This is a genomic window from Serratia sp. D1N4, assembly GCF_054552755.1.
The window spans coordinates 4,732,587-4,752,766 of the sequence record NZ_CM137274.1 but is presented as its reverse complement, the minus strand read 5'-3'; the positions used below and the strand labels follow the sequence as shown (position 1 = coordinate 4,752,766).

The following is a 20,180-nucleotide window of genomic DNA, read 5'->3' as shown; positions in this document are numbered from 1 at the left end:
GTTATCTATGGGTTAAATAAAACAATAACTGGAAGGTGAGCATGAAAAAAACATGGAAAGTATTAGCAGCATTGACGCTGCTGGGCGCGAGTTCGGCATTGATGGCGTCCGATCTGGAAACAGATATGGGTACCATCGCCAGCAATTACAAAACCGTATTGAAAACCGATTCTGCCGATACGTTTAAGCAAAGCCTGCAAAATATGCGTGCTGCCGCAGTAAGCGCAGAGCAAGGCACGCCATCGAAGCTGGAAGGTAAAGCGCCTGACAGCGCCGAGATGAAAGACTTCCGCCACGGCATGACCACGTTGATCGGGCAGATCGACCTGTCACTGGCGTTGGCGAGTCAGGGCAAACTGGAAGAGGCGCGTAAAGTCGCGCAGGATTTCAAGCAAACCCGCGATACCAATCATAAGAAGTTCCGCTAACTGCCAGCTACGGGCGGAAGTGTTTCCAAGCCGCCCGTTTATTCCCGTCGCCTTCCGTCATAAGCTATCAGCGGTGATATTCACCCGCGGCTTCCGGCTGATACAGCAGTTCCAGTACTTCAATCCATGCCTCTTCGCCATTCGGCAACTGCCAGTTGATCCGCTTACCCACGTGCATACCCAGCAGTGCTGCACCCAAGGGTGCCATCACGGAAAGCTGTTCGTTGCTGTCTTTGAGCGAAGCCGGATACACCAGCGTGCGCACGTGTTCTTCTGCGGTGTGCAGATCGCGGAAACGCACGCGGCTGTTCATGGTGACGACATTGGCCGGGATCTGGGATGGCGGCACGATGTCAGCGCGATCCAGTTCGGCATTCAGCGCGGTTGCGACGTCAGTGTTGGCAAAGGCAGGCTGCGCCAGCAGTGCATCCAGGCGTTCCGCATCCAGCTCATTAATGGTAATGGTTGGTTTGGTCATTCCACTCTCCAGTCAAATCAAAGGGCGCCCTTTCTGCGCCCATAAATTCGGAAAAACAACACAAAGCAACACCCCCGCGCCGTTTGGAGCGGGGGTGTAAGAAATATCGACTTGTCCTACTGATAGTAGGCGGTTAAGCACGGAAAAGGAAGAGATCCCGATCACGAAGTTTTTTGCCGCGTTCTCGCCCACTGTAAACAAAGGGTTGCGCTATCTTTTTGTAATCTCATTAACTTATTGGCCAAAACCACGTTTTGCGAAATGGATCCCTAAGCGTCACGCAATTTCCAGTTTGAACTGGAAAAAAACAGGCTACACACGAAATGCCCTTAAGGTTAGGGTAAAAGCATCCGATAAAGTGAATGGTTTGATGATGCGCTTTACGATTGACAGATTAATGTCCGAAACCAGGGGTGACTGAAAAGTGAATGAAGAAACTGCTTCGGTAAATGAAATAGAACAGGTGGATATCAGCAGGGCGGCAACTATCACCACCCAGGTGCTGGCAGATATCACCGCAATGTTGGGTGCAGAGAATATTTTTACCAATGCGGTGCAACAGCAAATGCTGGAGTCACATATTCGCGCCATGGTATTGCGCTCGATTACCGGTGAGCCTTTGCCGGAAGTGGATAAATCACTGTTTGACGAGATCTCTGCTGAATCAATGCGAATGGCAGAGCGGGTAGTGGATAAATTTGCCACGTTACCTATTGAGGAGGCTTATTTACTTTCCGTGCACTTTGAAGTAGCTAAAGATAATAACCAATAGGTTTTGCTGGATTAAATTCAATCAGGAGAGAATACCATGGGTCAAATTACCGTAGTGATTGGCGATCGTTTGGGCAAAGGCCAGAAAGTCGGCTTAGGCATTGAAAATGCTGGCGCAAAAGCCATCGTCATCCCAGGCGTGGCGGCAGATATGAAACTGGGCGATGTGATGAAAGCTGAAAACGCACAGTTGGGCATTTCCTTCTGCGGCAGCGGCGGTGCCGGTGCCATTACTGCGCAAACCAAGCATGGCTATAAAGCCAAATATGGTATGCGCTCCGTAGAGGAAGGCGTAACGGCCATTAATGAGGGTTACAACGTATTAGGCTTTGGTTTTATGGATAAAGAGGAGTTGGGCCAGCGGCTGGTGGAAGCCTATATCAAAAAATACGGCAACGCGTAATGAAAGAACAATATACCACCTCGGTAAAAGTGGAAGGTAAAGGCGACAGCAAGGCGAAAGCCTTTGCTTCCGCATTGGCGAATGTGCAGGGGGCAATATTAAAGTCCACCAGTAATATTCTGCTGCGCATTGAGCCACAGGACGTCAAGGTATTAAAAGCGGAAGAGAAAACCACCAAAGAGAAATTTCTTTTCTTCTTTCTGCCACGTGAAAGAAAAAGTTATGCCGTCTCTTTGGAAATAACCGTGAATGTGACGATCATCAATACCGAAAAAGTGGTCTTCACCACGAAATAAAAACGTTATATCCACCCTGTTTCAAACGCTTGCGTCACTGCTTGGCGACAATTTGAAAGCAAGGGGATATAGCATAAAAAGGGGATGTTAATGTTTTTAATCATCTTATTTAAGTCGATTATTATCGGCGGGCTGGTTGGTGTCGGCGTAGGTGCCGGTGCCGCACGTATGTTCCACGCCCCGACGACACAGGGTATGGGTGCTTTCCGCACCTTGGGTGAGCTGAATTCCTGCGAAGGCGATCCGGCTTCTCACTTCTCATTTGGTCTGGGCTTCTTCTTCAACGCCTGGGCGTCTTCCGTGGCGGCGGGTGCCTTCACGCAGGACGTTGACCACCGCATTATCCCCAACTGGGGCGCTGCGGCCTTGATGATCAAGAACCGTAACGTGGCCGAAACGCTGCACGATCCGAAAAAAATGGCGATTGCCTGCGGCCTGATCGGCATCTTCGTGGTGACCTTCCTTAACACCACCGCGTCGGCGGTGCCTGCGGCCTTGCAGGTGACGGCGATCAAGGTGCTGGTACCGGCGGCTAACCTGCTGGTGAACACCGTGATGCCGGTGATCTTCTGGCTGGCAGCGATTGAAGCCGGTAAGCGTTCCGGCTTCTGGGGCACCATCTTTGGTGGCTTGGCGCAGCTGATTATGGGCAACGCCGTACCGGGGCTGGTACTGGGGATCCTGATCGGTAAAGGCGTAGAAGAGAGCGGTTGGAACAAAGTCACCAAGATCATGATGGCGGTGATTGTGCTGCTGTTCGTGATGAGCGGCTTCTTCCGCGGCTTCGATATGAAACTTCTCGAATCCTTCAGCCTTGGCGTGCCTGGCTGGTTGGATGCCATCCATAACACCCTGAGCGGTAAATAAGGAGCTGAATGATGGAAACACAAACTCAAAAAGGCTTCTGGTACGCCGACTGGTCGTTCCCGATTTTTGTTGGCCTGCTGTCGTCCGGCGTGTTTGCCGGGACGCACATGTATTACCTGTACGGCATTGGCGCGTTTAACGAAGTGGCGTTCGTCTCTATGCTGCGTGCCGGGATGGATACCGGGGTGTATGGCGCGGTGGCAGCGTTCGGTGCCAGCTTCCTGTTTGCTCGTATCATCGAAGGTTCACTGGTGGGGATCCTGGATATCGGTGGGGCGATCCAGACCGGTGTTGGCCTTGGCGTTCCGGCGCTGTTGCTCGGTGCCGGGATTATTTTCCCGGTGGCTAACTTTGCCGCATCGCTGGTCACTGGCTTGGTGGTTGGCCTGGCGATTGGTTACCTGATTATTTTGGCGCGTAAATTCACCATCAACCAGAGCAACTCCACCTACGGTGCTGACGTGATGATGGGTGCCGGCAACTCCTCCGGGCGTTTCCTTGGGCCGTTGATCATCCTGTCTGCTATCGCCGCTTCGATTCCGATCGGCGTCGGTTCCCTGCTGGGTGCACTGCTGTTCTACATCTGGGGTAAACCGATCACCGGCGGTGCAATCCTGGGTGCGATGATCTTAGGCGCGATTTTCCCGGTGGCGATTGCTTAACGTGGTACGCGTTATGCGTACCCGCTGAAAGGAGTAGCCCAGTATGTATGATCTAATCATCCGCCGCGCGAGGTTGGTGGATGGCACCCTGGCCGATGTGGCCATCCAAGACGGCAAAATTGCCGCCGTAGGGCAGGTGGCGGCAGACGCCAGTGCGCATCAGCAACGGGATCTGGCGGGGAATTATTACCTGAGCGCTGGCTGGATCGACTCGCACGTACACTGCTACCCCTCTTCGCCGATCTACCATGACGAACCGGATCGGGTGGGCGTTGCCAGCGGTGTCACATCGGTGGTGGATGCGGGCAGCACCGGCACCGACGATATCGATGAGTTCTACGCCCTGACGCGCAGTGCTAAAACTAACGTTTTTGCCTTCCTGAATATCTCGCGTATCGGCCTGCTGCGGCAGAACGAACTGGCGGAGATGGCGGATATCAATAAATCGGCGGTCAAACAGGCCATCGACGGCAAACCGGGTTTTATCATCGGCATCAAGGCGCGCATGAGCAGCAGCGTGGTGGGGCAGAACGGCACTCAACCGCTGGTGTTGGCGAAAGAGATCCAGCAGGAAAACCATCAACTGCCGCTAATGGTGCACATCGGTAATAACCCGCCGGATCTGGACGAGATTGCCGATCTGCTGACCCAGGGCGACATCATTACCCACTGCTATAACGGTAAACCGAACCGCATCCTGACCCCAGCCGGTGCGCTGCGCGAGTCGATCCAGCGTGCGTTGAAGCGCGGGGTGCTGTTGGATGTGGGCCACGGCACGGCCAGCTTCAGTTTTGCGGTCGCCAGGCAGGCGATTGCGCTGGGTATTTTACCGCACACTATCAGTTCCGATATCTACTGCCGTAACCGCATCAGCGGCCCGGTCTACAGCCTGGCGGCGGTGATGTCCAAATTCTTTACCGTTGGGCTCTCATTACCGCAGGTGATTGACTGTGTGACGGCAAACGCCGCTGCGGCGCTGCGCCTGACCACCAAAGGGCGCTTGCAGCCGGGCTTAGATGCCGACCTGACTATTTTTGAGCTTCGCACCGCGCCGCAGGTGTTTGCCGACTCCGAAGGGGAGTCAGTTAACGGCGAACGGTTGCTGGTGCCGCTGGCCGCCGTGGTGGCCGGGGAAGTTCTATTAACCGATGAAGGGAAAGCCACCCATGTCTTCAGTCTATGAAAAATATAATTTAAAACAGGTGATCAATACGTCTGGTCGTATGACCATTCTTGGCGTCTCTACGCCGCGCCAGGAGGTGATTGACGCCGTGGATTACGGCCTGAATCATTACTTTGAAATCAAAGATATGGTCAACAAAACCGGTGCTTATATTGCTGGCCTGCTGAACGTGGAAGATGCGGTGATTGTCTCCTGTGCTTCTGCCGGTATTGCCCAGTCGGTGGCGGCGGTGATCGTCAAAGATAACGCCAACCTGCTGGTCAACCTGCACTCGGCGGCGGTGAATGAACCGCGCGAAATCGTGCTGCCACGCGGCCATAACGTTAACTATGGTGCGCCAGTGGACACCATGATCGCCCTCGGCGGTGGCAAAGTGGTAGAGGCGGGTTACGCCAACGAATGTTCCCCAGAGCAGATCGAAGCCTGCATCACGCCACAAACTGCGGCCATCATGTACGTGAAATCCCACCACTGCGTGCAGAAAAGCATTCTCTCCGTCGAACAGGCGGCGATCGTGGCGCGTAAGCACAACCTGCCGCTGATCGTCGATGCGGCGGCTGAAGAAGATCTGATGTGCTACTACCAGATGGGGGCCGATCTGGTGATCTACAGCGGTGCCAAGGCGATCGAAGGGCCAACCAGCGGGTTGGTGATCGGTAAAAAACAGTACGTTGCCTGGGTGAAGCAGCAGTCCAATGGTATTGGCCGGGCGATGAAGGTGGGCAAAGAGGGCATTCTGGGCCTGACGCAGGCGATTGAAAGCTATCTGACCCTGGAGAAAACCAGCGGTGCGCAGATGGTAGAGCGCATGACGCCGTTTATCACCCATCTCAATACCCTGAACGGCGTCAGTGCCAAAACCGTGTGGGACAGCGCGGAGCGTGATATCGCCAGGGCTGAAATCACCTTTGATGAAGCGGTGCTGGGCATGTCGACCGTCGACATCGTGCAACGGCTGAAAACCGGCGATATCGCCATCTATTTCCGTGGCTATAAAGCCAACGAAGGCAAGATCGAAGTGGATGTGCGCAGCGTCAATGAGCAACAGCTGATGACCGTTTTCACCTGTATTAAAAACCTGTTTACGGAGCAATAAGCATGAAGCTGAAGCCGAATTACTATAAAGACCGCGTATGTCTGAACGTGTTGGCCGGTTCGAAAGACAACGCGCAGGAAATCTATGAGGCGGCCCAGGGGCATGTGTTGGTAGGGGTGCTGTCCAAAAACTACCCGGACGTGGACAGCGCGGCAGCCGATATGGCGCACTATGCCCGGCTGATCGAAAACGCGCTTTCCATCGGCTTGGGGGCGGGCGATCCAAAGCAGTCCAATATGGTCAGCCAGATCGCCTGGAAGGTGCAACCGCAGCATGTGAACCAGGTGTTTACCGGCGTCGGTGCCAGCCGTGCGCTACTGGGGCAGCGCGAAACCGTGGTCAATGGCCTGGTATCCCCGACCGGCCGCGTGGGCCTGGTAAAAATCTCCACGGGGCCGCTGAGTGCGCAGGCACCAGACGGCATCGTGCCGGTCGAAACGGCGATCGCCTTGCTGAAAGACATGGGCGGTAGCTCCATCAAGTATTTCCCGATGGGCGGTCTGAAGCATAAAGACGAATTCCAGTATGTGGCGCAGGCCTGTGCCGAGCACGACTTCTTGCTGGAGCCAACCGGGGGCATCGATCTGGATAACTACGAAGCCATTATGGAGATCGCGCTGGCTGCCGGTGTGAAGCAGGTGATCCCGCATATCTACAGCTCGATCATTGATTCTGCCAGCGGTAATACCCGCCCGCAGGATGTGAAAACCCTGCTGGAGATGACCAAAAAGCTGGTGGGTTAAAACCGGACGCCGAGAGTTGTATTTTCCCCCGGCCTTCTCCTGAAAGGAGTGGGTTCGGTGCTGTAGTCAAGTGTAGGAGCAGATTTGTGGCACGTTAAGCCCCTCGTTATGGGAGGTGTAGGGTAAGGGGCGTCGTGCCGGGGTTAAGAGTTAACGTCTTTTCCAATCGCGGGTGCAACAGACTGCGCCCCTTTATCTGTTAAAAAGGATATTTATGCGAAACTCTCTACGAATCACAACGCTCTCCCTGGCACTGCTGACGGTTGCCAGCCCGGCACTGCATGCTGAGGATACCATGACATCCCCATCGTCACATTTTGCTTATATCGGCACCTATAATCCTAATGGTGAGGGCGTCTACCGGGTACGGGTGGATGCCAAAAGCGGGGCGCTGAGCGACAAAACGTTGGTCAGCAAGCTGCCGAATCCAGCCCAACTGGTGGTGGATGCTAAAGGGCAGACGCTCTATGTGGCCAGTGAAGTGGCGGATTTTAATGGTACTAAGCACGGTGGCATTGTTGCCTATCGTATCAACCGGCAAGACGGCAGCCTGACGCCGCTTAACCAGGTGGATTCGCAGGGGGCTGGGCCGGTTTACCTTTCCCTGCTGCCTGACGGGCGGCATTTGCTGGTGGCTAACTATGTCAGCGGCAGCGTGGCGGCCTTTCCGCTAGACGGTGAGGGTAAACTGGGTGAGGCCAGCTCGGTGCAGCAGGCTGAAGGTCCTGCGGGTGCGGCTAAACCTGCCGGCGCGGTGGAGGGCAGTTTTGCCATCAGCGATCACAACGGCCCGCACGCGCATATGATTGCCAGCGATCCGAGCGGCAAATTTGTGTTTTCCACCGATCTGGGGTTGGATCGCATCTACCAGTGGCGTTTTGATAACAGTAACGGCAAGTTGACGCCGAACGATCCGCCATGGATTAGCGCCTCTTCTGCGGGGGCCGGGCCGCGCCACTTCGTGTTCCACCCGGATGGCAAAACGGTGCTGTTGATCAACGAAGAGGCCTCGACATTGACCAGCTATCGTTTCGACGGCCAGAAAGGCACGCTGAAGCAGTTGCAGGTTATTTCGAGCTTACCAGCCGATTATCGGGGCACCAGCTTTGCTGCTGGCTTGGCGTTGAGTGCCGAGGGTAAAAACCTGTATGTCGCCAACCGCTTACATAACAGCATTGCGCAGTTCAGCGTCGGCGGCAATGGCGAACTGAAACCGGTGGCAGAGGTTTGGACGCGTGGGGATTATCCGCGCACTATTACGTTGGATCCGAGTGGTCGCTACCTGTACGCACTGAACCAGCGCAGCGATAACATCACTCGCTTCAGCGTGGACAAGCAGAGCGGTAAACTCAGCTTTGTTGCTGGCTATACCCCGGTTGGCAGCCCGTCACAAATGGTGTTTATGCCATAACCTGTGGCCCGTCTGGCGCGAGCGGACGGGCACGTTAATAACGGAAAGAGAATGGTGCGCTTCCCCTATCCACGTTTGGCTTATCTGTTTGATGCTTTGCAGTCTGAGACTTTGCCTCAGGAAGAACTGGCGAAGCGTTTTGCCGTGTCTACGCGAACCGTGCGTGCGGATATCACTGCGCTGAATGACATTCTGGAAAAATACGGTGCGCGGTTTGTGCATAACCGTGGAGCGGGTTATCGCTTGCAGGTGGACGATGCGACGTTGTTCAGCGCATTGCAGCATCAGGAACGCAGAAAACAGGCCACTCCGCGCAGTGGGCAGGAGCGGGTGCATTATCTGTTGATTCGTTTTTTGACCTCAGCCTTTTCCCTCAAGCTGGAAGATTTAGCTGACGAATGGTTTGTCAGCCGTGGCACCTTGCAAAACGACATGGCTGAGGTGAGAGAGCGCTTGGCGCATTACCAGCTCACCATTGAAACCAAACCGCGTTATGGCATGAAGCTGTTCGGCTCGGAAATGGCGATCCGCGCCTGCTTGACCGATCTGCTATTTCAGTTGCATCTGGCCGACCCGGAAAATCCGCTGCTGAACAATGAGATCCTGCATCAGCCGCAGGTGGTGGCGTTTGCCGGGCTGCTGCACCCGCTGTTTTCGCAGTACGCCATCCGGTTGACGGACGAAGGTGAGCAATACCTGATTTTTTACTGTGCGGTGGCGCTACGGCGTATTATCGACGGCTATCCGCTGCCGGATTTTGACGTTGAGGACGGTGATGATGCGGTACGCAAAGTCTCCAGCCGGTTGGCAAGCGAACTGCGCAAAGCCGCGGGCAAAGAGATCTCGGCGGCGGAGGAAGCTTATTTACGGGTGAATATTGCCGCCCGGCGGGTGCAGGAAGTACAGCCGACGGAAATCAATGCTGATGATGAAGACGCGCTGGTGGATTACATTCTTTCTTATATCAATACGCACTATAACTACAATTTACAGGGCGACAAACAGCTGCGCGCCGATCTGCTCACCCATATCAAGACCATGATAACCCGGGTGAAATACCAGATCACCATTCCGAATCCTTTGCTGGCCAACATTAAGCAACACTATCCGATGGCCTACGATGTCACGCTGGCGGCGGTTTCCAGTTGGGGTAAGCACACGCCTTATATCCTGAGTGAGAATGAAATCGGCTATCTGGTGCTGCATATCGGTGTTGGCCTGGAGCGGCATTACAATATCGGCTATGAGCGCCATCCGCAGGTGATGTTGGTGTGTGATACCGGCAACTCCACGGTACGCATGATCCAGGCGCAGATTGCGCGCAAGTATCCGCAACTGGTGATGACGCGCATCGTTTCGCTGCGTGATTACGAGATCCTCAGCCAGATCGACGAAGATTTCGTGATTTCCAACGCGCGTATCAGCGAGAAAAATAAGCCGGTGGTGGTGATGTCGCCGTTCCCGACCGAATATCAGCTCGAACAGTTGGGTAAGCTGGTGCTGGTGGATCGCACCAAGCCGTATATGCTGGAGAAATTCTTCGACGCCAATCATTTTATGATCGTCAACGAGCCGCTGACGCAGGAACAGCTGTTTAAGAAAGTCTGCACCCAGTTGGAGCAGGAAGATTACGTAGGCAGCGATTTTTATCCTTCGGTGGTTGAGCGCGAGGCGATCGTTTCTACCCTGTTGGGCGAGGGCATTGCCTTGCCACACTCACTGGGCTTGCTGGCGAAAAAGACCGTGGTGGTCACCTTGTTGGCTCCGCAGGGCATTGCCTGGGGGGAAGGGGAGATCGCCCATGTGATATTCCTGCTGGCGATCAGTAAAAGCGATTACGAAGAAGCGATGGCGATTTACGATCTGTTCGTCACCTTTGTGCGCGAACGCTCAATGAGCCGCCTGCTGGGCAGTGATAATTTCGACAGTTTCAAAGCGGTGGCTCTAGATTGCCTGAGCCGGATTTGACAGTCTCCTCTCTCCCGGCGGGAGAGAGGAGACTGTCAGTTTATTTCTCTTTCTTCTTGCCAAAGATCTTGATCAACGCGCCAACGATCAGGCCAACCGCAATGCCGGTTAAAATCCAGTCGATAATACCCATATTCGTTCTCCCGCTATTTTTTACCCTAAATAATTCGAGTTGCAGGAAGGCGGCAAGTGAGCCCCCAGGAGCATAGACCACTATGTGACTGGGGTGAACGAACGCAGCCAACGCACATGCAGCTTGAAGTATGACGGGTATATTGATCTGATTATATTATCATGTAATCGGGAACGCCCCTTCGATCATCAACTGTTGTTGTTGTTCTGAATAGGTGACCCAGGCATTTTTACTGTTGGATTTCTCCAAGACGATGTTCAGTTCGTTACGGGTGAGCGGTAAATCGTTCTGCCAGAATGGCACGATGGCATTACGGGTAATGAAATCGATCAGGAAATGCTCCGGGCTGCCCTGTTCCTTAGGGAACAAGCGCTGGGCGAGTTCTGCCATCAAGGCCCGCTGCTGCGGGTGTTCACTTTCATTGAGCAGCTCCAGGAAGGGCAACAGCAGGCGGGCGCATACCTGGCCGTGGTGGTAATTACGCAATGCGCCAATCTCACCAGCAATGCCGTGGATCACCCCTAGCCCTGCCATACTCAGCGTCAGACCGCCCAGGTAGGAAGCCTGCATAATTGCTGCCCGCGCCTCATCGCTGTGTTTCAACGTCGGCCAGGCGCTGAGGAAGTGTTGGAGACCCGCCAGCGACATGGCGCGCGACATGCTGCTGGCGGTTTTGGAAAGATACGACTCAAGCAAGTGAGTGAAAGCATCAATGCCGCAATAGACCAGCACGTTGTCAGGAGCCCCTTTCAGCAGCTCGGGATCGAGGATCGCCACCTGTGGGACAAAATTAGGGTGGCGTAATGAGGCCTTCACTTTAGTGAGCTGGGTGTCGGTGATCACGGCGTTTTGCGTGGCCTCGCTGCCCGTACCTGCGGTGGTAGGAATGGCGATCACTGGCAGCGTAGCCCCACTGATCTGGCAGTCACCGATTTTTTCCATATAGCGCCGCGTAGGCAATGGGTGCTCGATGATGGCAGCAAAGGCTTTGGCGGCATCCAATACGCTGCCCCCGCCAATAGCAACCACCCTTTTTACCTTGCCACGCCAGCGTGCTACCCAGGCGTCGATCTCCTGCGGTGAAGCTTCATGAGTAACAACTTCGCTGCCAACCAGCAGTGGCGTCAGCGCATCCGCCAGCGAAGAGTAAATGGGACTATTAATAAATGAGCGGCAGGTGAACAGCAGCGTCGCCTGAGGCTCAGTCTGCAACAGAGGGATCAATTGCTGGATACTACCGTTGCCGAACCAGGTCTGCCGGTTAGTAATCATCAGGCTAGTGGTCATGCTCTCTCCTTGGTGCTCGTCGGCATGGAAACCACAGCATAATTCAGCCCTTGAAGTGAACCAACGCTTTTTACGGTACTAACTCGTAATTGTTAATATGTTAATTTCTGCTATTTAGCCAAACTGCCGAACTTGTGATTTGATTAACATGTAAACAGTTTCGGCCTTGCATTCTTGCTGGTTGAATGCTTTTTATAGCCTATGGCCCAAACCGGAAGGTTATGATCGGGAAAAAGCTTATTGTTAATTTGTTAATGATTTTGGGGGCGGCATGGATATTCAGATCGAAAGATTATCAGCGGTGATCGACGCAGTGGCGACCCGCCAGTTTTATCCTCATCTGCTGGCTTACCTGGAAGGGTTCTTTGCTTTTGATAGTGCCATCGTTTATGCCTTCGAGCATGGCCAGGCACCGCGTTGCCTGATGAAGACCGAAAAAGAAAATAGCGATGCGGTAAACCAGATTTATCAGCAGGGGGCTTACCTTGAGGATCCTTTTTACCGGGTGCTGAATGACAGTGGGCATGGGGAGGTGTTTACCCTGCGCCAATTGGCCCCGTGCGGTTTTTATCAGACGGATTATTACCGCAACTTCTACCGTAAAACCGGCTGGCACGATGAGGCCGGTGTGTTGCTGCAACTGACGCCGGAGCGTGGTTTGGGCGTGTTTTTCGGCTCTGCACGGCAAACGGTAGGGGTGCGCGCTCCCCGTCTGGCGGATTTACGCGGGGCGTTAACGCTGGTAAAAAGCGTTGCGCGGCTGCACAGTGAGGTGGTGCCCGCTAACGTGCCGGTATCTGCAACTCCGCTGGCAGATAATGCCGCTCAGGCGCGTTATGCATTGACGCCGCGTGAGCGTGAGATTGTCGATCTGATCCTCAACGGTAACGGCTCGCAGCAGATTGCCGAACGGCTATTTATCAGCCTGGGTACGGTAAAAAATCACCGTAAAAACATCTACAGCAAGCTGAAGATCGGTTCTCAGGCCGAGTTGTTCAGCCTGTTCCTCACTACGCCGCTGCGGCGCACCGCATAATGTTAAAATTCTGTTGCAAATATCCCTAAAGGGACATAGCCGCCCGCACTCACTCTCCTGATAATCCAGGCTAAGGCAATGGGTAAACGGGAGTGCAGGAATGAGTAATGAAATCGAATCGTTAACCTACTACGCGGCGACCAAGAAATACGATCTGCGCTTCCCGACGCTGGAAGAAGATCTGGACGTTGATGTGGTGATCATCGGCGGTGGTTTCTCCGGCATTAACACCGCGCTGGAGCTGGCGGAAAAAGGCATCACCAACATTGCCATTCTGGAAGGCCGCTATCTGGGCTATGGCGGCACCGGTCGCAACGGCGGGCAGGTGATGGCCGGGATCGGCCACGATCTGGAAAAGATAAAACGTCACGTTGGCCCGGCCGGGCTGGAAACTATTTTCAAGATCAGCAATCTGGGTGCCGGGATCATCCGCGAGCGGATCAAAAAATACGCTATTAATGCCGATTTCTGCTTCGGCTATGGCTACCTGGGCAGCAATGCGCGGCAGGAGAAAACCCTGCGTAGCTGGCTGAAGGAGTTCAAGGCAGTTTCACCGGATGAAGAGATCGAACTTTATACCGGCTCGGAGGTGAAACAGGTGGTGGGTTCCGATGCCTATACCTGTGCGCTGAAACATATGGGTGGCGGCCACGTCCACTCGCTCAACCTGTTGCTGGGTGAGGCGCAAGCGCTGACGGGTTACGGCGTAAAAATCTTCGAGAACAGCAGCGTGCTGAATGTGGAATACGGTTCGCATATTACCGTGCGCACGGCGATGGGCTCGGTGCGTGCCAAGAAAATGCTCTGGGCCTGCAATGGTTTCCTGAATGGCATGGAGCCTTTCATCTACAACAAAACCATCAACACCTATGCCTTCCAACTGGCTACTGAGCCTTTATCTGACGAGTTGATTAACCGGATCAGCCCGATTCGCGGCGCTTACAGCGATATCCGGCCGGTGATCGACTATTACCGCGTCACCAACGAGAACCGGCTGCTGTTTGGCAGCACGACTCGCTTGATCGAGTACATTCCATCAGATCTGAAAGCCTGGAACCGTAACCTGATGCTGAAGGTGTTCCCTTATCTGAAAGACGTGAAGATCGATCTGGCCTGGGGCGGGCCACTGTGTTGCAGCGCCAATCTGTTCCCGCAGATCGGCACATTGCCACAGCATGACAATGTGTTCTACGTGCAGGGGTATTCCGGCTTTGGCGTGACGCCGAGCCACATCGTTTGCAAGGTGTTGGCGGAGGGCATGAGTGAGGGATCCGATCGTTACGATCTGATGAGCTCGATCCCGCACATCAATATTTTCGGCAAAGACAAACTGCGCCGGGTGATGACCACCGCCGGTAAAGTTTGGCACCAGACTTCGGGCTACTGGAAGGGCCGCCGTTGATTCTGTCGCCCCTCACCCCGGCCCTCTCCCTTGGGAGAGGGGGAAAAGATGTTAGCGGCGCAAGGCACCACTTTGCGGGCGAACGTTGTTGCTGCGGCTATGTACCAGACGGTTCCCTGTCTCGAGGGAGAGGTGAAAAGACGTTAGCGGCTCTGTTTGTGCAAGGTGCCACTTTGCAGGAGAGCGCCGTTGTTGCAGCGATGCGCTAGACAGTCCCCTCTCCCTTGGGGAGAGGGTTAGGGTGAGGGGAAAATCCCATCATTGATTTTAAAAGGAAAAACCATGAAACCATTACTGCTTAAACAAACACTACCAGAGCTGCTGCAAATCGGCAGCGTTAGCAATCTGGGGGCGACGGTTGTTGCCGGTGAACCTAACGTCGGTGTGGCGATGATCTTTGGTGAACCGTCAGACAACCTGAATTGCGGCGTCTTTAGCTGCACCCGGGGCTCGTTCGTGATGGAATATCCGTTTACTGAGCATGCCACCGTGTGGGAAGGCACCGCGACGCTGACCAACCAGAACACCGGTGAATCGGTGCAATATCAAGCCGGTGACTCCTGGTTTGTGGAAAAAGGCACCCCGGTACGCTGGGAAATTACCTCCGATCGTTTTATTAAGCACTATCTGGCGATTGTGGAAGGTTGAGGAGGATGCGATGACTGACATTACGCTGCTGCCGCAGGTGACAGCATTTCTGGGCCGCGATCATGGTCACTACATCAACGGCCAGTTACTGACCGGAACAGGAACGGAAAGGTTTGCGGTGGTGAACCCGGCAACCGGGCAGGCCATTGCGCAGGTCATGGAAGGCGAACAGAAAGAGGTGGATGCCGCAATGCAGGCGGCATTTAGCGCTTTCCACGGTGCCTGGGCGCAGGTGTCGCCGATGGAGCGCGGCAACTGCCTAACGCGCTTGGCCGATTTGCTACAAGCACACCGCGAAGAGTTGGCGCAGTTGGAAAGCCTGTGTTCCGGTAAAACCATTCAACTGGCGCGTGGCTTGGAAATCGACATGGCTGCGCAGTTCCTGCGTTACTTTGCCGGTTGGTCGAGCAAAATCAGTGGGGAAACGCTCAACGTTTCATTGCCTTCCTTCAAGGGAGAACAGTACACCGCCTTCACCCGGCGCGAACCGCTGGGCGTGGTGGTGGGTATTATCCCGTGGAACTTCTCGATCATGATCGCCATCTGGAAGCTGGCTGCGGCGCTGACCTGCGGCTGTACGGTGGTGCTGAAACCCAGTGAATATACGCCGCTGACCATGTTGCGGGTGGCTGAGCTGGCGAAAGCAGCGGGGATCCCGGATGGTGCGCTTAATGTGATCAACGGCTCCGGTGCGCGTTTGGGCCCGGCGCTGATCGCTCACCCTCATTGCGCCAAAGTGACCTTTACCGGCTCGGTGCCGACCGGCATTGCCGTGGGTAAAGCCGCCATGGAGCAGGGGATTGTGCGTACTACGCTGGAGTTGGGTGGTAAAAATGGCGCAGCGTTTCTGGCCGATGTCTCAGTCGACAAGATGGTCGACGGCATCATCGAAGCGGGTTACCTGAATCAGGGGCAAATCTGCGCGGCGGCCGAGCGTTTTTATCTGCCGGCCAGCCATATCGACGAGGTGTTGGAAAAGCTGACGCAGCGTTTGGGCGCCATGAAGGTGGGATCGTCACTGGATGAAACCACCGAAGTCGGCCCGTTAGCTAACGAAGCCCATTACCGCAAGGTGCTTGGCCTGTTCGATAAGGCGCGTGCCGAAAGCAGCCAGATTGTCTGCGGCGGCCATGCGCTCGCTGGCCCCGGTTTCTTTGTGGCCCCGACGGCGATCCGCGCCAATGGGCCGAACGATCTGTTGATGCGTGAGGAAACCTTCGGCCCGGTGGGCACCTTCCTGGCTTATGACGATGAAGAGCAGATGATCGCCATGATGAACGACTCGCCTTACGGCCTGGCGGCCAGCCTATGGACCAACGATCTCAGCAAGGCGATGCGCATGATCCCACGGATCGAAGCCGGTACGGTGTGGATCAATATGCACACCTTCCTCGATCCGGCATTGCCGTTCGGTGGGGTGAAATCGTCAGGGATTGGGCGTGAATTTGGCAGCGCGTTTATCGAGCATTATACCGAGCTGAAATCGGTGATGATAAGGTACTAAGCATACCCGTCGTCTTTCAAGCCGCAGCGTTGTTGGCTGCGTGCGTGAACCCCAGTCACTTACCTAAGTAAGCTCCTGGGGATTAACGCCCTTGCCGCCTGGCTGCAACTTGAAATTCATAGGGTATTCTGGGATGGGGAGAGGATTAATCCTCATCAAAGCCGGAATTAAACAGCTCAATCACCGCCGCCAGGGCCTGTTGTTCTTGCGGCCCGGTGGCTTCAATTTCGATCTGACGGCCTTGGGCGGAATCCAGCATCAGTAGGGCTATCACGCTGCTGGCCTCCGCTTCGGTGCCGCTGTCATTACGCAGCAGCACCTCGGCGTCAAAACTCTGCACCAGTTCAAACAGCTTCATCGCTGGCCGGGCATGCATGCCCAGCCGATTTTTGATTTCTACCGTCTGCTTGACCGTCATTGCTTGCGTTTTTCCAGCGTGCGGTGGCGTGATTGCACGTTCTTGCCGCGCGAGCGGAAATAATCAGCCAACTGTTCAGCGACATACACCGAACGGTGTTTACCGCCGGTACAACCGATAGCCACGGTCAGATAGCTGCGATTGTTGGTTTCCAGCATCGGCAGCCACAGTTCCAGATAGCTGCGCGTCTGGTAGATGAAGTTATGCACTTCGGTGTGGCGATCGAGGAACGACGCCACCGGTTTATCCAGGCCGGTCATCGGGCGCAGTTTTGGATCCCAGTGCGGGTTTGGCAGGAAACGCACGTCGAACACATAGTCGGCATCAATAGGAAGGCCATGCTTGAAGCCGAAGGATTCAAACACCATGGTCAATTCGCGTTCGCGTTTACCCAGCAGGCGGGTACGCAGCATTTCGGCCAGCTCATGCACCGACATTTCTGAGGTGTCGATGATCAGATCGGCGCGCGAACGCAGGGGTTCGAGCAAATCGCTTTCTTCATCGATCGCGCTTTCCAGCGACAGATTTTTGGCAGAAAGAGGATGCAGGCGGCGAGTATCGCTGTAGCGGCGGATCAGGGTATTGCGATCGGCGTCGAGGAACAGCAGTTGCGGTGAAAAGCTCTCTGGCAACTGCGTCATTGCATGTTCGAACACTTCCGGTGATTCGGGCATGTTACGCACGTCAATGCTCACCGCCGCAGAGGTATTACGCTCAGCCAGCGTTTGAGCAAGCTGCGGCAGCAGTACTACCGGCAGGTTATCAACGCAGTAAAAACCCATATCTTCCAGCGCCCGTAGGGCGACAGACTTCCCTGAACCGGAACGGCCGCTGACAATCATCAGCACCATGTGGCAACTCCCCCTGGCATCTCAATGGCGCTTATCGCCACCGTTAGGATCTTTTATTATCCAGGCCGAAGCCTGGATGCATTATCAGTAAAACAGTAGCTTTTTCATGGCTGAAAGTCACGTCAACCAACGGTTATTCGGTGATAATCTGATAGAGCTCTTCATCGGTCTGTGCAGCCCGCAGGCGGCGGCAGACGGTTTTGTCCGCCAACCGTTTGGCGACCAGCGACAGCGTATGCAAATGCGTTTTGCATTGGTCGGCCGGGACCAGCAAGGCGAACAGCAGGTCGACCGGCTGGTTATCAATGGCGTCAAAGGCGATGGGTTGTTCCAGACGGATAAACACGCCAACGGCACGCAGGGTGTCCTCTTCCAGTTTGCCATGGGGGATCGCGATACCGTTGCCGATACCGGTACTGCCCATGCGCTCCCGGGTGAGAACCGCCTCAAACACCACCTGCGAAGGCAGGTTGAGCTGTTTGGCTGCCAATTCGCTGATAATTTCCAACGCCCGTTTCTTGCTGGTGCAGTGTACCGAGCTTTTGGTGCACTCGATGTTTAATACCGAGCTTAATTGCATTATTTCGTTGTTCATCTCATCTTCACTTAAAAAACCTCATCAAACGCTGTGACTGGCGATTTGAAACCACAACGGGTGGTGTGCAAACTGCCTGTGCCGATTACGCTTGATGAATCGGTTTTTTTCGCCGGTTTAACCCTGATGGCTGATCGGCGTGCCCCATTCAGGGTAACACGCCGATGGTTGCCTGGTAGCCAATGACTACAATTTGGGCTGCTTTCGCCTGGGCGATCGCGGCCTTAATGTCAGTGCTGCTTGAGTTTGTCTTTATGCTTGTTCAATTGGCGCGCCAGTTTATCGATCAGGCTGTCAATTGCGGCATACATATCTTCTTTTTCCGAGGTGGCGTGCAACTCGCCTCCATTCACGTGCACCGTTGCTTCAGCAATCTGCTGCACTTTTTCCACACTAAGAACGACATACACCTGATTTATGCGATCAAAATACTGTTCGAGTTTGGCGAACTTGGTGTTCACAAACTCACGCATAGGTTCAGTGACTTCGATGTGGTGTCCGGTAATGTTGAGCTGCATAATGTCTTCCTTCTCTAGTGAGGTCAAATCAACTGTTTGCGCTGATTTGACGGCGGGATGGACAAAGACTCTCGGTACTTGGCAACGGTGCGCCGTGCCACCATGATCCCCTGATCGGAAAGCATCGTGGCCAGCTTGCTGTCGCTAAGCGGTTTAGCGGGGTTTTCCGCCGCAATCAACTTCTTCACCAACGCACGGATCGCCGTGGAGGAGGCTTCGCCGCCGCTGTCGGTATTCACATGGCTGGAGAAGAAATATTTTAATTCAAAAATGCCGCGCGGGCTGTGCAGAAACTTCTGCGTGGTCACGCGCGAGATGGTCGATTCGTGCATCTCCACGGCCTGGGCGATATCGGCCAGCACCATGGGTTTCATAAATTCTTCCCCCTGTTCAAAGAACGCTTCCTGCTGATCGACAATGCAGCGGGTCACTTTGAGCAGAGTGTCGTTACGGCTTTCCAGGCTTTTAATCAGCCACTTCGCTTCCTGCAGATTGCTGCGGATAAACTGGCCGTCGGCATCGTTGCGCACGCTATTGCCAAGCGCAGCATACTGCTGGTTGATCTTCAGCCGCGGGATGCTGTCAGTATTGAGTTCAACCTGCCATTTATCCTGTACCTTGCGCACCAGCACATCCGGGATCACATACTCTGATTCACCGGTGTTGATTGACTGACCAGGACGCGGGTTGAGCGACTGAATCAGCACCATCGCTTCTTTCAGTGTATCTTCTTTTAAGCGGGTTGTTCGCATCAGGCTGCGAAAGTCGTGATTGGCCAGCAAATCCAGATGATGACTGACGATTAATTGTGCTTCGGCGAGATAAGGCGTGTCTTTGGCGTATTGAGAAAGCTGGATCAGCAAGCAATCACGCAGATCGCGCGCGGCAACGCCGATCGGGTCGAAGCGCTGTACGCGTTTCAGTACCGCCTCGACCTCGTCCATGGTCACATTGTCATCACCGATGCTTTCCAGAATGTCTTCCAGCGGCACGGTGAGATAGCCGGTATCATCAACGGCGTCGACGATCGAGGTGGCAATGGCCGCGTCGGTATCGGAAAACGGCGTTAAATCCACCTGCCACATCAGATAGTCTTGCAGCGTCTGGGTGGTTTCCCCCTGATAGACCGGGAGTTCATCATCGCTGTAATCGATGCTGTTACCTGATGGGGTACCTGCGGTGTAGATTTCGTCCCAAGTGGCATCCAGAGGCAGCTCTTCGGGCATATCCTTCTGTTCCAGCGCTTCACGGGTATCCAGCGCTTCGGTCTCGGGGCGTTCTTCAGTGTCGATCTCGTCGTGCAGGTCGGTTTGTTCAAGCAGTGGGTTGCTCTCTAACGCCAGTTGGATTTCCTGCTGGAGCTCAAGCGTGGACAGCTGCAGCAGACGTATCGCCTGCTGTAGCTGGGGAGTCATCGCCAATTGTTGGCTGAGCCTGAGTTGCAAACCTTGCTTCATAATCTTCAGGTTACTTCCGTTTGCT

At 54.5% G+C, this 20,180-nt stretch carries 22 protein-coding genes; 15 read left to right on the top strand and 7 right to left on the bottom strand.

Annotated features, from left to right (window positions below):
* Positions 1–41: 41 nt before the first annotated feature.
* A complete protein-coding gene (cybC, locus tag ACX1CU_RS21310; RefSeq protein WP_459400212.1) occupies positions 42–428 on the top strand; it encodes a cytochrome b562 in 387 nt (128 codons plus the stop codon).
* Between the two features lie 67 nt (positions 429–495).
* Here the strand turns inward: cybC and rnk are convergent, their stop codons facing one another.
* Positions 496–906, bottom strand: a complete 411-nt coding sequence (rnk, locus tag ACX1CU_RS21305) for a nucleoside diphosphate kinase regulator (protein WP_459400211.1) — start codon at positions 904–906, stop codon at positions 496–498.
* A 424-nt stretch (positions 907–1,330) separates the two neighbouring features.
* Here rnk and ACX1CU_RS21300 point away from each other — a divergent pair, with 424 nt between their 5' ends.
* The 10 genes from ACX1CU_RS21300 to ACX1CU_RS21255 all read left to right on the top strand — a co-directional run bounded on the left by ACX1CU_RS21300 (position 1,331) and on the right by ACX1CU_RS21255 (position 10,306).
* Positions 1,331–1,678 carry a glycine dehydrogenase gene (locus tag ACX1CU_RS21300; RefSeq protein ID WP_459400210.1) on the top strand — a complete coding sequence of 116 codons (348 nt, stop codon included), beginning with the start codon at positions 1,331–1,333 and terminating at the stop codon, positions 1,676–1,678.
* Between the two features lie 36 nt (positions 1,679–1,714).
* Positions 1,715–2,080 carry an SFCGS family glycine-rich protein gene (locus ACX1CU_RS21295; protein WP_459400209.1) on the top strand — a complete coding sequence of 122 codons (366 nt, stop codon included), beginning with the start codon at positions 1,715–1,717 and terminating at the stop codon, positions 2,078–2,080.
* Positions 2,080–2,376 carry a DUF4312 family protein gene (locus ACX1CU_RS21290; protein WP_459400208.1) on the top strand — a complete coding sequence of 99 codons (297 nt, stop codon included), beginning with the start codon at positions 2,080–2,082 and terminating at the stop codon, positions 2,374–2,376. The genes ACX1CU_RS21295 and ACX1CU_RS21290 overlap by 1 nt, the downstream gene beginning before the upstream one ends.
* Positions 2,377–2,466: 90 nt before the next feature.
* The gene (locus ACX1CU_RS21285) at positions 2,467–3,243 is read left to right on the top strand and encodes a DUF4311 domain-containing protein (protein ID WP_459400207.1); all 777 of its coding nucleotides are present in this window, start codon (positions 2,467–2,469) and stop codon (positions 3,241–3,243) included.
* A gap of 11 nt (positions 3,244–3,254) precedes the next feature.
* Positions 3,255–3,905 carry a DUF4310 family protein gene (locus tag ACX1CU_RS21280; protein ID WP_459402878.1) on the top strand — a complete coding sequence of 217 codons (651 nt, stop codon included), beginning with the start codon at positions 3,255–3,257 and terminating at the stop codon, positions 3,903–3,905.
* A 43-nt stretch (positions 3,906–3,948) separates the two neighbouring features.
* Positions 3,949–5,088, top strand: coding sequence for an amidohydrolase/deacetylase family metallohydrolase (locus ACX1CU_RS21275; RefSeq protein ID WP_459400206.1), 1,140 nt, complete (start codon positions 3,949–3,951; stop codon positions 5,086–5,088).
* Entirely contained in the window at positions 5,072–6,184 is a 1,113-nt protein-coding gene (locus tag ACX1CU_RS21270; RefSeq protein WP_459400205.1) for a DgaE family pyridoxal phosphate-dependent ammonia lyase, read from the top strand. The genes ACX1CU_RS21275 and ACX1CU_RS21270 overlap by 17 nt, the downstream gene beginning before the upstream one ends.
* A 2-nt stretch (positions 6,185–6,186) precedes the next feature.
* Positions 6,187–6,927: a 2-dehydro-3-deoxy-phosphogluconate aldolase gene (gene dagF, locus ACX1CU_RS21265; RefSeq protein WP_459400204.1), complete on the top strand. Its 741-nt coding sequence runs from the start codon at positions 6,187–6,189 to the stop codon at positions 6,925–6,927.
* Positions 6,928–7,141: 214 nt separating this feature from the next.
* Positions 7,142–8,338, top strand: coding sequence for a lactonase family protein (locus tag ACX1CU_RS21260; protein ID WP_459400203.1), 1,197 nt, complete (start codon positions 7,142–7,144; stop codon positions 8,336–8,338).
* 51 nt (positions 8,339–8,389) lie between these two features.
* Positions 8,390–10,306: a BglG family transcription antiterminator gene (locus ACX1CU_RS21255; protein ID WP_459400202.1), complete on the top strand. Its 1,917-nt coding sequence runs from the start codon at positions 8,390–8,392 to the stop codon at positions 10,304–10,306.
* A gap of 292 nt (positions 10,307–10,598) precedes the next feature.
* On the opposite strand, the gene ACX1CU_RS21250 is transcribed toward ACX1CU_RS21255, so the two are convergent.
* On the bottom strand, positions 10,599–11,726 hold the full coding sequence (locus tag ACX1CU_RS21250) for an iron-containing alcohol dehydrogenase (RefSeq protein ID WP_459400201.1): 1,128 nt from the start codon (positions 11,724–11,726) through the stop codon (positions 10,599–10,601).
* A 271-nt stretch (positions 11,727–11,997) separates the two neighbouring features.
* On the opposite strand from ACX1CU_RS21250, the gene ACX1CU_RS21245 reads away from it, so the two are divergent.
* From ACX1CU_RS21245 to ACX1CU_RS21230, 4 genes are all read left to right on the top strand, one after another.
* Complete coding sequence (locus ACX1CU_RS21245) at positions 11,998–12,762, top strand: helix-turn-helix transcriptional regulator (protein WP_459400200.1); 765 nt, start codon at positions 11,998–12,000, stop codon at positions 12,760–12,762.
* A gap of 100 nt (positions 12,763–12,862) precedes the next feature.
* Positions 12,863–14,164 (top strand): NAD(P)/FAD-dependent oxidoreductase, encoded by a 1,302-nt coding sequence (locus ACX1CU_RS21240; RefSeq protein WP_459400199.1) that lies wholly within the window; start codon positions 12,863–12,865, stop codon positions 14,162–14,164.
* A gap of 282 nt (positions 14,165–14,446) precedes the next feature.
* The gene (locus tag ACX1CU_RS21235) at positions 14,447–14,812 is read left to right on the top strand and encodes a cupin domain-containing protein (protein ID WP_459400198.1); all 366 of its coding nucleotides are present in this window, start codon (positions 14,447–14,449) and stop codon (positions 14,810–14,812) included.
* A 10-nt stretch (positions 14,813–14,822) separates the two neighbouring features.
* Complete coding sequence (locus ACX1CU_RS21230; RefSeq protein ID WP_459400197.1) at positions 14,823–16,316, top strand: aldehyde dehydrogenase family protein; 1,494 nt, start codon at positions 14,823–14,825, stop codon at positions 16,314–16,316.
* Positions 16,317–16,461: 145 nt separating this feature from the next.
* Here the strand turns inward: ACX1CU_RS21230 and npr are convergent, their stop codons facing one another.
* From npr to rpoN, 5 genes are all read right to left on the bottom strand, one after another.
* Positions 16,462–16,734 carry a PTS phosphocarrier protein NPr gene (gene npr, locus ACX1CU_RS21225; RefSeq protein ID WP_459400196.1) on the bottom strand — a complete coding sequence of 91 codons (273 nt, stop codon included), beginning with the start codon at positions 16,732–16,734 and terminating at the stop codon, positions 16,462–16,464.
* Positions 16,731–17,585, bottom strand: coding sequence for an RNase adapter RapZ (gene rapZ / locus ACX1CU_RS21220; RefSeq protein ID WP_459400195.1), 855 nt, complete (start codon positions 17,583–17,585; stop codon positions 16,731–16,733). Before rapZ ends, npr begins: the two co-directional genes overlap by 4 nt.
* A gap of 133 nt (positions 17,586–17,718) precedes the next feature.
* Positions 17,719–18,180, bottom strand: coding sequence for a PTS IIA-like nitrogen regulatory protein PtsN (gene ptsN, locus ACX1CU_RS21215; RefSeq protein WP_459400194.1), 462 nt, complete (start codon positions 18,178–18,180; stop codon positions 17,719–17,721).
* Between the two features lie 230 nt (positions 18,181–18,410).
* A complete protein-coding gene (gene hpf, locus ACX1CU_RS21210; protein WP_459400193.1) occupies positions 18,411–18,698 on the bottom strand; it encodes a ribosome hibernation promoting factor in 288 nt (95 codons plus the stop codon).
* A 23-nt stretch (positions 18,699–18,721) separates the two neighbouring features.
* Positions 18,722–20,155 carry an RNA polymerase factor sigma-54 gene (gene rpoN, locus ACX1CU_RS21205; RefSeq protein ID WP_459400192.1) on the bottom strand — a complete coding sequence of 478 codons (1,434 nt, stop codon included), beginning with the start codon at positions 20,153–20,155 and terminating at the stop codon, positions 18,722–18,724.
* Between the last annotated feature and the right edge of the window lie 25 nt (positions 20,156–20,180).